Source organism: Capnocytophaga sp. HP1101 (assembly GCF_054772415.1).
Map to the genome: position 1 here is coordinate 1 of NZ_BPUU01000025.1, position 13,489 is coordinate 13,489.

Here is a 13,489-nt window from a genome sequence, read left to right on the forward strand (position 1 = left end):
TTTCTCAATTTCTTCTACGATACTTAACTTAAAGCAATCACTGTACCGAACTATTACTTTTCTTCGCCCTGTCATATATTTTCCTGTTTTTTGTGTAAACCTATTTCAGGATATGACAACCTCCCCCTATTCACATACTCTGCTCTCGCAGACTTCCTCCTTGAGGGGGAACTGTAGCGACATATATTTGTTTGAAATACAAGCCTTATCTGGTGCGATCCGCACGGGCAGTCGTAGCACGACAGGCGGATAGACAAAGAATGAACGAAGATAACCTCCCCCTATCCCCCTCCGAAGGGGGAACTGTAGCGACTCAAAGACGAAGGAATGACGAACGATGAACGAACGATGAGTGGCTCTACATCGGCTCTAGAGCGAAGCTAAAGCGAACCTAAGGCGAACCTAAGGCGAAGGTAAGACGAAGAAATAGTGTATGATTTTTTGATTTTCAATTCAGTTTACAGATGAATTTAAGGGGCTTTAATTAAGTAATTTGTTATTGGTATTTCGTCATTCGTAATTATTTTTCTATCTTTGCCCCAAAATAGAAACGAATGGCACTGAAAAAAACTATATATTTCTTTATGGGGTTACTATTTCCTCTGCTAAGCTGGGCACAAGAAGACGAGCCTGCGAGCAACTCGCAAGAGGGGGGCGTAACCTTTAAATCATTACGCCCTAAAAAGAAGAAAGACAGCATTACTTTCACGGCAAACGACTATAAAATTATTACTTACACCCGCGATACAACATCGGTGGATACTTCGCTTACAATCCAAAAGTACTACCTGAACAACGAGTGGGGTAAGGATATGTTTGGCAAAATGCCTTTCTCGAATATGGGACAGCCGTATAACACTATGGCTTACGACTTTCGCCATCAGGATTATGTACCTTCAATGGGGGCAGAAGCCAAAAAGCAACTCTATCTTACCCCCGAAGAGGTTACTTATTACCATCTGCCTACACCACTTACCGAGTTCACTTACAAGAGCGGTATGGAGCAGGGGCAGTTTTTGAATACTCTTTTTTCAATAAACTTACAGCCGAATCTCAATATCTTCATCGCCTATAAAGGGTTACGCTCTTTGGGTAAATACCAGCGCATTTTGGTGAGCAATGGCAATTTTAGGGCGGGCTTTTCGTACGTATCGCCTAACAAAAAGTACACTGCCTTTGCGCACTTTGCCTCTCACGACATCACCAGTCAGGAGAATGGGGGCATCGTAACCCCTGAGCAATTTGAAGGAGGCGAACAGCAGTTCAAGAACCGTGCGACCATTGATGTGCAATTGCTCTATGCGGAAAACGTGCGCGAGAGCAAGCGGTATTTCCTACAACACGACTATGCTTTCTTGCGCAATCGCGATTCGTTAGTTTCCTACAAGCAGTTGCGTTTTCGTCACTTGTTTAGCTATGAAACAGAGCATTACACTTATAACGAGACACAGAGCAATAGTTATTTCGGTGAAGCCTACGTACCTCAAAATCTGCACGACAAAGCTCGCCTACAACGGATGACTAATCGTTTAGGGGTTGAACTCGAATTGCCGTACTTGGGCAGAACCTTCCTCTTTGGAAATGCGTATTTCTACAATTATTACTTTAACAATGCTTATTTTATCTCGGGTGTTTTGCAACGCCGACAAATCAAGGATACCGACCTGAGTTTGGGGGTACAATGGCGCAAGAAAGTAGGCGGTTTCAGTATAGAAGCTGAAGGCGAACAAACGTTTGTAGGCAAAATGACGGGCACTAAACTCAGCGGGAAACTCGCTTATGCGTTTGATGAGAAAAACAGTATCACCGCTGGGGCTGAACTACATTCGGCTATGCCTAATTTCAACTATTTGTTGTACCAAAGTGACTACAAGCAGTTCAATTGGGATAACTATTCTTCCTTTAAAAAGCAAAATACGCAAACTCTCTATGGCGATTTGAAAACCCAGTGGGGGAATGCCTCATTGAGCCTTACAAACCTAAACGACTACACGTATTTTCAAGAAGAAACCTTAGGACAAGTGCGCCCTGAACAGTACAGTGGCAACATTCAGTACTTGCAACTGAAAGTGCAAAAAGAGTTTAAATTTGGCAAATGGGGACTGGATAACACTATGCTCTACCAACAAGTGGTGCAGGATAGTAATATCTTGAATGTGCCTACCTTTGTAACTCGCAACAGCTTTTATTTTGCTTCACACTTGTTCAACAAGGCGATGTACTTGCAAACGGGAATAGGCTTCAACTACTTCACTAAATATTATTCCAATCAGTACAATCCGCTCTTAGGGGATTTTGCGGTACAAACCGCCGAAAAAACAGGTAACTTCCCGATGTTCGACTTTTTCTTGAACGCTAAAGTGCGAACAATGCGCATCTTCTTTTCCTTAGAACAATGGCAAGTGCCCGTGCGCAATTGGTTGAACTTAGGCAATCCGTACAACTACTATTCGGCTCCACGCCAGCCGTATAGAGATTTTATCATCAGGCTAGGGCTTCAATGGGACATTTTTAGTTAATAGGCATTAGGCCACAGGCATTAGGCCATAGGTAATAGACAACAAGTATTTATGACAAAAAAGACGATTTTCGACACACAGGTATTAGGACACCCTGCGGGGTTATTCGTTTTGTTTTTCACTGAGATGTGGGAGCGCTTTTCTTTCTACGGAATGCGAGTGCTGCTCATCAACTTCCTCACGATGACGCTCATAGGCTACAACCCTGGTTGGGCGTGGAGCACTGAGAACGCGGGAGCACTTTTCGGCACTTACGTGATGCTCTTGTATCTCACTCCTATCCTCGGCGGTATGGTAGCCGATAAGATTACAGGTTACCGCTGGGCAGTGATCATAGGGGCAGTGATTATCACCTTAGGACACGTGTCGATGGCTTTTGAAACGGAATTTTCGCTATACTTAGGGTTGGCTTTCTTGGTCATAGGTACGGGATTTTTCAAACCTAATATGGTGTCGTTCGTTTCGGAAATGTACAAGGATTTACCTGAAAAGAAAGATGCGGCTTATACCATTTTCTATATGGGGGTCAATTCAGGCGCGTTCTTTGGAATGATGCTTTGCGGTTACTTGGCTGAACGCGTGGGCTGGAGCTGGGGCTTTGGCTTGGCAGGAATCTTTATGCTCTTAGGAACTATCCAATTTTGGTTTGCCAAACCGCTATTTGGTTCAATAGGGGATAGGAAAAAGGCCATAGGCAATAGGCCACAGTCCACAGATAATGAGCAACAAGTGAGTGAGAACAAGGAAGAGGAAAAACTCAATCCTTTTACTACCTTAGATAAGATTTTAATTGCCCTTTCAGCAATTATCGGAATTGGCTATGCGCTGAACGACCCGCTATCAAAAATATGGGGCATCGACCTCTTTGCGTGGGCATCCACTGCCAATCTCAAAGGACAATACGTGATGGTGATTGTAGGATTGATCGCTTTCTTCTACTTGATAGGCAGTCGCATAATGCGTTACACTACGGTGGTGCGCGACCGTATGCTCACAGTGGTGATTTTTGCTTTCTTTGTAGTGTTCTTTTGGCTGTCGTTTGAACAAGGGGCTTCGTCCTTAGTGATTTTTGCTCGCGACCACGTGGAACGCGAACTGCACGGCAATTGGGCAGTAACTTACAATGTGTTCAACGCACTGCTTACGGTCATTCCGCTACTGCTCATCACTTATGTATTGTTCTTGTTGGTAAAGAAAACCTACAAAAAGATATTTCCTGCGGTAATTGTGCTTTTCGTGTGCTTTACCTTGGTATGGGGCATCGCTTCGTGGATGCTCAACCGCGATTTCAAAACTACCGCTTATGGCGTAACTTATAAAGCTTACGAACAAGTAGATAAGGAGGGGCACGCTACTTATATTCCTATTACTGAAGAAAACCGCAATGATCGCCCCGACTTAAAAATCGTAGATCGCACTACCATCATAGGGGTTACAGACGCGCATTTGAACGTAGGTCAAGAAATCAAACTCCTCAACAAGAACAACAAGAACACTTCCTTTGGCTATGTAGATGCTGAAAAAGAACAATGGGCAAAACAGCGCGGCAGGGAACTCAACGCCGATAACGGCTTGATTGTAGCCCAAGTACAGGACGAACGCGACAACTGGGTAGAAGCGACTGTATCGTGGTTCTCTATCTTGAACTCATTCTTTATCATTGCCTTAGCAGGCTTGTTCTCTCGTTGGTGGGGTAGCAAGTACAATCCGCCAGCAGCGATGAAGTACGGCATAGGGCTCTTGATGCTTTCCGTAGGTTTTGGTCTGCTCGCCTTAGGTTCTTATGAGGTTACCCACGGAGTAAAAGTGAGTATGTTATGGCTCGTGTTTGCTTATATGCTTCTCACTATGGGTGAGTTGTGTTTGTCGCCTGTAGGACTTTCGTACGTGTCCAAACTCGTACCTGGCAGAATGATTGCCTTTATGTTTGGCGTGTGGTATTTGGCAGTAGCCATTGGGCATAAATTGGCAGCCGTAGTAGGCGGACAAATAGAAAACATCACCAAAGAGTACAGCCTTACCACTTTCTTCCTTATCTTTACCGTAGTACCTGCGGTGGCGGGGGTACTGATTATCCTCATCAATCCGTTTGTAAAGAAATTGATGCACGGAGTGAAATAGATGAAAGATAAGTTTATAGAGAAAATTAGTTTGGTATAGTAATTGAGTAATCTAAATATCGTAATGAATGTAAACTACACCAATAAGAAGTTCTAATGTACAGTTTTAAAAGGTAATCAAGCGATTGATATGAAAAAGTTTCTTTATGGATGTATTCTATTTTGTTTATTAGCTTGTCAATCTAATCCTACAACCGATAAACAAGAAGAACAAGGCATTACCATTCTGCAAGATGGCATTAAAACCACCACAAATCTCAATTCAGAGAAACAAGATGAATACGTAGACCCTCAATTTGCTATTTTTGTAAAAGATGCCCTACAAAAAGTTGATTCTCTTTACAAAGGAGAAGAAAATTGGCAGTACACTGACAGTATAACCAAAACCACCGTTAAAGCAGGTAAGTTCTTTAACAACCAACCTTATGCAGTGGTTCATATCGACTATGACTATATAGAAACATTAGTTGAAGTTTATAAAATAGAAGAAAACCGCACTTTTAGAAAGAAACTCTCGTATATTGACGACTTTTTGTTTGCTGTTCACGATTCTATCTTCGATGCCAATGGCGATGGTATCAACGACTTTAATATCGATTGGTGGACTACAGGGGCTTATGGTGCCAGTATTATCTATATCTATCTATTCAACCCCGAAACTGAAAACTTCTCTACTCCTTATGAGTTTGCTAATGCTACTTTTTATCCCAAAGAAAAACTCATACGAGGGGTAGAAGAAGGTTTTGGAGGAAAATCAGGCTTATACAAGATGAAATGGATAGGCGATAAAAGCGATAAAACAGAAGATATAGAATACATCTACCCCGATTACACCACCAAAGGCAAAACCTTTATACGAATGAAAACTCAAAGTGAAGAAGCATACCCCGAACGAAATGAAGGCGAACTCCTGAAAAAAGTCTCTGAAGAATACGCTGACCAAAAAGAATGGTTTTTGCGATATCAAGATAAAGAACTCCGCGGCGAATTGCCTTTCCTTGAATTAATCCTAAAAGATAGAAAGAAAAAATGAGAATATTACCGATTATCTGTTACCTCTTACCTGTTACCTGTTACCTGTCGCAAGCTCAGCCTTTGCAGGAGAAAACCCCGCCTGAGTATATCAAAACGATTATCTTCAAAGCGGATGGCAACGACAAAAATCAATTCCCTATTGTACGCCGTAATGAGCGTTTCACCTTGCAGTTCGACGACCTCGGGGGCAATGAGGAAACGTATTACTATAAAATCACCCATTGCAACGCCGATTGGTCGCCCTCTCAGCTGCTCAAAAGCGAGTACCTCAAAGGGATGGACAACCAACCGGTACAGCCTGAGAGCAATTCATACGGCACCCTGCAAAACTATTCACACTATCGCCTCTCCTTCCCCAATGAGCTCACCCAACTCACGCTCACGGGCAACTATATGCTCTCTATCACCGATAGTTATGGCACGGAGCTCTTCTCGCGCCGCTTTGTAATGTACAGCCCTCAAGTGAATGTACTCGCTGAGGTGAAGCGCGCTCGCGACTTGCAGTTTTTTGACAGTCAGCAAGTAGTGCAGTTCAGTATTAAGCAGAAGGATTTTAGGTTGGACAACCCCAATGTAGCGGTGAAAGTGGCTGTCTTGCAGAACTTCCGTTGGGACACGGCCATTACGGGGGTCAAACCTCAGTACGTGATGGGCAATGACCTCGTGTATCGATACGACCGCGAAACGGCTTTCTGGGGAGGCAATGAGTTTTTCTATTTCGATAGCAAGGACATACGCGTGCCTGCATCGGGTATCTCGCGCATCGACCGCAGCAAATGGGTGAATAGCTATCTCTTCCCCAATGTGCCCCGCGCCAATAGCGTCTACACCTATTACCCCGACATCAACGGCGATTTCTTAGTAACGACTGTCAACGGCATCAACCCTGCCAATGAAGCGGATTACACTCAGGTGCATTTCGCCTTAGAAGGCAAATCTAATTTTTGGAATAAAGAGGTGTATGTGTACGGCAAGTTCTCTAACTACGAACTCCGCGACGAGTACAAACTCACTTATGACGAAAGCGACGGACTCTTTAAAGGCAAAGTGCTCCTCAAACAAGGATTTTACAACTACAAGTTTGCTACCAAAGACGGTCGCACAGTTAATTTCAATGAAATCAGCGGTAATTTCTATCAAACTGAAAACACCTACCTCGTACTCGTGTACTACCGCGCCCCTGGTGCCCTTTACGATGAGGTCGTAGGCATCGGTTCCGCCTCTGCCGCAAATATCACTAACTAATAACAATTGTCAATTGTCAATTATCAATTGAAAATATGAATTCTCCTTTAGCAGAACGTATGCGTCCCACTTCGCTCGCTCAATACGTGGGACAAGAGCACTTAGTAGGTGCTCAAGGGGCTTTGCGCCAACAGATTGAACGCGGACTCTTGCCGTCGCTCATCTTTTGGGGCCCTCCTGGTACAGGCAAAACTACACTGGCGAACATCATCGCTCACCAGAGCAACCGCGCTTTCTACACGCTGAGCGCGATTAGTTCGGGTATCAAAGAAGTGCGTGAGGTCATCGACCAAAGCAAACAAAGTGGCGGACTCTTCACGACTCAAAACCCTATTGTCTTCATCGATGAGATTCACCGTTTTAACAAAACTCAACAAGATTCCCTGCTACAAGCGGTGGAAAAAGGTTGGATTACCCTCATCGGGGCTACTACTGAGAACCCGAGTTTTGAGGTGATTCCCGCCCTGCTCTCGCGTTGCCAAGTGTATATCCTCAAAGCCTTTGAACGCAAAGACTTAGAGCAACTCCTCCACAATGCCATTACCCAAGATGCTATCCTCAAAAATAAGAAAATTGAACTCCGAGAAACCGAAGCCCTCCTCCGACTCTCCGGGGGTGATGGTCGCAAGTTATTGAATACTTTTGAACTCATTGTCAATGCGACTCCTGACGGTGAACCGGTTGTGATTACCAATGACAGTGTGCTCCATCTCGTGCAGAAAAACACCGTGCTATACGACAAAACTGGCGAACAGCATTACGATATTATTTCCGCTTTCATCAAATCTATACGTGGTAGCGACCCCAATGGTGCCGTGTATTGGTTGGCGCGAATGATTGAAGGCGGTGAAGACGTGAAGTTCATTGCGCGCCGTATGCTCATTCTCGCTTCTGAAGATATAGGTAATGCTAACCCCACCGCTATGATTCTCGCCAACAACACCTTCCAAGCGGTAACCACCATAGGTTACCCCGAAGCGCGTATTATATTGAGCCAGTGTGCAATATATCTCGCTTCTTCGCCTAAGAGCAACGCTTCTTATATGGCAATTAACAGAGCCCAACAAGTAGTCAAGCAAACTGGCGACCTGAGCGTGCCTATCCACTTGCGCAACGCTCCTACCAAACTGATGAAAGAACTCGGTTACGGCAAGGATTACCAATACGCCCACGATTACCCCCATAATTTTGCCTTTCAAGACTACCTCCCCGACGAGCTACAAGGCGAAACCTTCTATGAACCCTCCGACAACCCCCGTGAAAACGCCCTGCGCGACTATTTGAAGAAGTTGTGGGGCGAACGCTATGGCTATTAAAAAAATCACGAATTAGGGAATTAACAAAAGGAGAAGAGAATTAGTCGCAGAAACTTAAAGTTTTCGGAGAATCTCTGAAAAAACCAGCGTAGGAGTTTTGTAAGAAAACGAAGAGTTTCGTAATGTGTTTCAGAGGTGTTTTAGTGAGAAAAAGTTATTGGAAGGGTACACTTAGCTTATACAAAGCTTATACGAACCTTATACGAATCTTGGACGATTGTTATACAAAGGGTATATAAGGAGTTGATTCATAACATAATAGAATAATGCCGATAATACCAAAAATAGGGTTTCGAGGCGAAAGAAAAAGGTCGTAGTACGATGGGTAAGGAATGAATGGCGAGTGACGAATAATAAGAGTAATGCGGCAAAACCTCTTTCTATTTACTTTGAATAGCTGAATTTAGATATTGTTATTAGGGTTCTTTGAGCTATGTGCTTGAAATAGATTTTCACTTTTCAGTATTCTTCACTATCTTTGCACCCTCATTTATTATTGGACAAATGAAATTCAATATAGTTTCCGATTTTGCCCCTACGGGCGACCAACCTCAGGCGATTGACCAGCTTGTAAAAGGCATCGAACGCGACGATAAATACCAAGTGTTATTGGGTGTTACGGGTTCGGGCAAGACCTTTACGATTGCTAATGTGGTGGAACGCATTCAGCGACCTACTCTTGTGCTGGCACATAACAAAACGCTGGCTGCCCAATTGTATTCTGAATTTAAGGCGTTCTTCCCCAACAATGCCGTGGAATACTTCGTGTCGTACTACGATTATTATCAGCCGGAAGCCTATATTCCTTCTACAGGTACTTACATTGAAAAAGACCTCTCTATCAACGAAGAAATTGAAAAACTCCGCCTCAGCACTACTTCAGCTTTGCTCTCGGGTAGGCGCGATGTATTGGTAGTAGCCTCAGTATCTTGCTTGTACGGTATTGGTAACCCTATAGAATTTCAGAAGAATGTGATTAGCCTCAAGCAGGGCGATGTATTGCCACGCACCAAACTGATGCACCGCTTGGTACAGAGCCTCTACGCGCGCACCACTGCCGATTTTCGACACGGCAACTTCCGCATCAAAGGCGATGTGCTGGACGTTTTCCCAGGGTACGACGACAACGCTTTTCGCATTCACTTCTTTGGCGATGAAATTGAAGAAATTGAACAGTTTGACCCTACTACCAATCACGTGTTAGACCGCTACGAGAGTCTGAATATTTACCCTGCAAATATGTTCGTTACCTCGCCCGATATCCTCCAAAAGGCGATATGGAATATACAGCAAGATTTGACGAAGCAAGTAGAGTTTTTCGAGGCTTCGGGCAAACCCTTAGAAGCCAAACGACTCAAAGAGCGCACCGAGTTTGACCTCGAGATGATATGCGAATTGGGCTACTGCTCGGGTATTGAGAATTATTCGCGCTATTTGGACGGCAGAGAACCAGGTACGCGACCCTTCTGTTTGATAGACTACTTCCCCGATGATTTCTTGATGGTAATTGATGAGAGCCACGTGACTGTCTCTCAAGTGCACGCAATGTACGGTGGCGACCGTAGTAGGAAGGAAAACCTGGTGGAATACGGCTTTCGCTTGCCTGCTGCGATGGACAACCGTCCACTGAAGTTTGAAGAGTTTGAAGCCTTGCAAAACCAAGTGATTTACGTGAGCGCTACCCCCGCCGATTACGAATTGCAACAAACGCAAGGGGTGTACGTGGAACAAGTGATACGCCCTACCGGATTGCTCGACCCTGAAATAGAAGTGCGTCCCAGTGCCAACCAGATTGATGATTTGGTAGAAGAAATACAAATCCGCACTGAAAAAGACGAGCGTATCCTCGTTACGACCCTCACCAAACGAATGGCTGAAGAGCTCACCAAGTACCTCACCCGCATAGGCATTCGCTGTCGCTATATTCACAGCGATGTGGATACCCTTGAGCGTGTGGAGATTATGCAAGATTTGCGCAAAGGACTCTTTGATGTGCTCATAGGGGTAAACCTCCTCCGCGAGGGATTAGACTTGCCTGAAGTGTCGCTGGTTGCCATTCTTGACGCTGATAAAGAAGGCTTTTTGCGTTCCACTCGTTCGCTTACGCAAACTGTAGGACGGGCAGCGCGCAATGTGAATGGCAAAGCGATTATGTACGCCGACAAGATTACTGAGAGTATGCAGCGCACCATTGACGATACCAATTACCGCCGCGAAAAGCAAATGAACTACAACAAGGCACATAACATCACGCCTCAGCCGCTACACAAGAAGATAGAGAACAGCCTCAGCAAGAGTCCAATAACTGAATTTCACTACGACCCTTCATTCAAGGAACGTACGGCTGCCGAAGCGCAATCGGTATATCTATCAGCCAAAGAGTTGGAGAAGAAAATGAAAGAAACCCGCAAACTAATGGAGGCAGCCGCCAAAGAGTTGGATTTCGTAAAAGCTGCCCAGTACCGAGATGAGCTCAAACGATTGGAAGAATTAGGAAATGAGTAGCGTATAGGACTAATGACTGAGGGATTAAAAACTGACGAATAAAATTTTGTCAATTGAAAAATGTTTTGTATCTTTGCCACGAATAATTAAAAACTAATAATACAATGAGGAAATTTTTATTACTTCTTTCTGTTTTTACACTCTTTGCTTGTAAAAAAGACAAGGGGAATGATGATGTTATCACTATTCCTGCTTCTGATTATGAATTAAGTGCTGATGGACTTACTTTAGTAAAATGGAAAAACGAGAATACAGCAGTGCTCAATATGCAAGCTGATGCGGTACTTAAAAATGTAAAAGTCATAGGTAAAGGGGCTTTTTATCAGCACAAAAACTTAGGAAGTATTACACTGCCTGAAGGACTGACAAATATTGATAACATAGCTTTTTTTGAAACTAAACTCAAAAGTATTGTTATTCCCAAAGGGGTACAAGTAATTGGGGTAGCTGCTTTTAGTGCTTCCTCACTTACTTCTGTTCAGTTTTCTGAAGGACTTATTACTATTGATGATAATGCTTTTTATGAATGTCAAATTCCTATTCTCAATTTTCCAGAGAGCCTACAAGCTATTGGAAATGGTGCTTTTCATTCCAATAAAGTAATTGTTTCGTTTACTGTCCCTAAAAATATACAAAGGATAGGTGTTTTTGCCTTCTATGCTTGTGATAAACTCACTTCGGCTATTTTTAAAGGAGCAAATCCTCCAGCAACAGAATTCCCTGTTTTCAACAATGTAACCAATAAAATAGCCCACATATACGTTCCTAAAGGAAGATTAAGTGCTTATAAAAATGATCCTAAATTAAATCTCAATAATCACTACGACAAAGAAATTTCGGAAGAGGAATAGAATCTTTTCTATAATAATCTTAATAAAGTAGAGACGAATGTTTTTGTCTCTACTTTTTGTTTTCTATTTGTATTGGAGAGTCTGATTGCTCTAACTATTGGGAAGAAGTAGGAGCGCAATGTAGTGGTGATTTGGTGATTTAGGAATTTTGGTGTAGTTTTGCACCCTAAAATATTAAATAATAAAAGAAATGCAAAATGGTATTTATGCAAAGATAACTACTGCGAAAGGAGTTATTTTACTTCGTCTTACTTATGAGAAAACACCTGCTACGGTAGGGAATTTTGTAGCCCTTGCAGAAGGGAAAATGAAGAACTCACAAAAACCACTTGGTACGCCTTATTACGATGGGCTTACTTTTCACCGAGTGATTCCGAACTTTATGATACAAGGAGGTTGCCCCTTAGGAACTGGAACAGGAGACCCTGGTTATCGTTTTGACGATGAATTTCACGCAGAGCTCAAGCACAACAAACCGGGAGTTATTTCGATGGCGAATGCAGTACCAGGTACGAATGGGAGTCAGTTTTTCATTACGCACGTAGCTACCCCTTGGTTGGACAACAAGCACACGGTGTTTGGAGAAGTTGTGGAAGGGCAAGACGTAGTGGATGCGATTGCACAAGGAGATAAGATTGAGAAAGTAGAAATAGTGAGAGTAGGGGAGGAGGCAGAAAAATGGGACGCCTTAAAAGCCTTTAATGATTTTAATGAAGCCAAAGCCATCCGGTTAGCGGAGGAAAAGCGTAAAGCCGAAGAAGCCTTTGCTAAGGAAGTAGTAGGCTTTGAGAAAACTAATAGTGGTTTATATTACCAAATTACCCACAAGGGCAATGGTAAAAAAGCAGAAGCAGGGCAAAAAGTAGCCGTACACTATACGGGTATGTTGCTTGACAAGACCGTGTTTGATAGTTCTCATCGCAGGAAAGAACCACTACAGTTTACTGTGGGTGTGGGACAAGTAATTGAAGGTTGGGACGAAGGGATTTTACTCCTTCACGAAGGAGATAAAGCGCGGTTGGTAATTCCATCGGAACTCGCCTATGGCAGTCGTGGTGCAGGAGGCGTAATACCACCTAATGCTCCTCTTATTTTTGATGTAGAATTAGTATCGGTAGGATAAACCTTATTTTTATAAAGAGAAGAGTAATTAGCTATTAAGCCATTTACTCTTCTTAAAGTTTTTGCCTTTTCTAATCAAGTAGGCGTGGTAAGCACTGGGGATATCGTTTTGCCATTTGGGAAGGAATAACAATATGAGTATTACATCTAATTGAGAGAAAAGACCCCAATAGACCGCTAATTGTAAAGGGAATCCTCCGTGGCTAAAGCCAATGAGAGAAATAAAAGCAGTAAGCAAGCATAAGCCCCATAGTTTGGAAAGAAAAGCGTGGGTACAGGTTTCTTTACCAAATTTTATGAAACTAATGGCATAGCATAAGCCTTCCATTACAAAAATTGCGATTACTTCATACCGATATGCCTTTATGAGTTCAGGGTTGAGGTGATAACACGCTATTCCTATAGATAGCCAAAAAACTAAATCAGTTTGGCTGTCTATTCTGCGCATTTTTACTGTGCTAACTCCCATTTGTCTTGCAATAATGCCGTCGAAAACATCGGAAAGCAAGCCGAGAATGATGAAGATTACAATCCATAGTCTTGCAGTTGATTCCTGAATGCAATAAGCGAAAAACACAATAGTGGGGGCTAACAGAAAGCGAAAAGCTATTAGTAAGTAAGGTATTTTCATATCAAAGAGTTTTTAGAAAGACAAAAGTACAATATTTTTTTAATATGTAGGCAAGGAAAGTGTATCTAACAGTTATTAGTTAGTTGAAAGAAAAGAAAATTGTTTTAGAAGGCTACGGAACTCTCAAAAATATAACACTAACAAT

Annotated in this window: 9 protein-coding genes; 8 read left to right on the top strand and 1 reads right to left on the bottom strand. The window is 43.0% G+C overall.

The annotated features are described in order from the left end of the window. Nucleotides 1–554 precede the first annotated feature (554 nt). The 8 genes from RCZ04_RS11790 to RCZ04_RS11825 all read left to right on the top strand — a co-directional run bounded on the left by RCZ04_RS11790 (nucleotide 555) and on the right by RCZ04_RS11825 (nucleotide 12,714). Nucleotides 555–2,519, top strand: coding sequence for a putative porin (locus RCZ04_RS11790; RefSeq protein ID WP_460486234.1), 1,965 nt, complete (start codon nucleotides 555–557; stop codon nucleotides 2,517–2,519). A 51-nt stretch (nucleotides 2,520–2,570) separates the two neighbouring features. After that, nucleotides 2,571–4,640 (top strand): peptide MFS transporter, encoded by a 2,070-nt coding sequence (locus RCZ04_RS11795; RefSeq protein ID WP_460486235.1) that lies wholly within the window; start codon nucleotides 2,571–2,573, stop codon nucleotides 4,638–4,640. A gap of 129 nt (nucleotides 4,641–4,769) precedes the next feature. Next, entirely contained in the window at nucleotides 4,770–5,672 is a 903-nt protein-coding gene (locus tag RCZ04_RS11800; protein WP_460486236.1) for a hypothetical protein, read from the top strand. After that, nucleotides 5,669–6,919 (top strand): type IX secretion system plug protein, encoded by a 1,251-nt coding sequence (locus tag RCZ04_RS11805; RefSeq protein ID WP_460486237.1) that lies wholly within the window; start codon nucleotides 5,669–5,671, stop codon nucleotides 6,917–6,919. The genes RCZ04_RS11800 and RCZ04_RS11805 overlap by 4 nt, the downstream gene beginning before the upstream one ends. Before the next feature lie 35 nt (nucleotides 6,920–6,954). Beyond that, complete coding sequence (locus RCZ04_RS11810) at nucleotides 6,955–8,235, top strand: replication-associated recombination protein A (protein WP_460486238.1); 1,281 nt, start codon at nucleotides 6,955–6,957, stop codon at nucleotides 8,233–8,235. A gap of 504 nt (nucleotides 8,236–8,739) precedes the next feature. Next, on the top strand, nucleotides 8,740–10,740 hold the full coding sequence (uvrB, locus tag RCZ04_RS11815) for an excinuclease ABC subunit UvrB (RefSeq protein WP_460486239.1): 2,001 nt from the start codon (nucleotides 8,740–8,742) through the stop codon (nucleotides 10,738–10,740). 104 nt (nucleotides 10,741–10,844) lie between these two features. Beyond that, on the top strand, nucleotides 10,845–11,591 hold the full coding sequence (locus RCZ04_RS11820) for a leucine-rich repeat domain-containing protein (RefSeq protein ID WP_460486240.1): 747 nt from the start codon (nucleotides 10,845–10,847) through the stop codon (nucleotides 11,589–11,591). Nucleotides 11,592–11,781: 190 nt separating this feature from the next. Next, nucleotides 11,782–12,714 carry a peptidylprolyl isomerase gene (locus RCZ04_RS11825; protein WP_460486241.1) on the top strand — a complete coding sequence of 311 codons (933 nt, stop codon included), beginning with the start codon at nucleotides 11,782–11,784 and terminating at the stop codon, nucleotides 12,712–12,714. A gap of 27 nt (nucleotides 12,715–12,741) precedes the next feature. Here RCZ04_RS11825 and RCZ04_RS11830 read toward each other — a convergent pair whose 3' ends face one another. Further along, entirely contained in the window at nucleotides 12,742–13,344 is a 603-nt protein-coding gene (locus RCZ04_RS11830; RefSeq protein WP_460486242.1) for a CDP-alcohol phosphatidyltransferase family protein, read from the bottom strand. Nucleotides 13,345–13,489 lie beyond the last annotated feature (145 nt).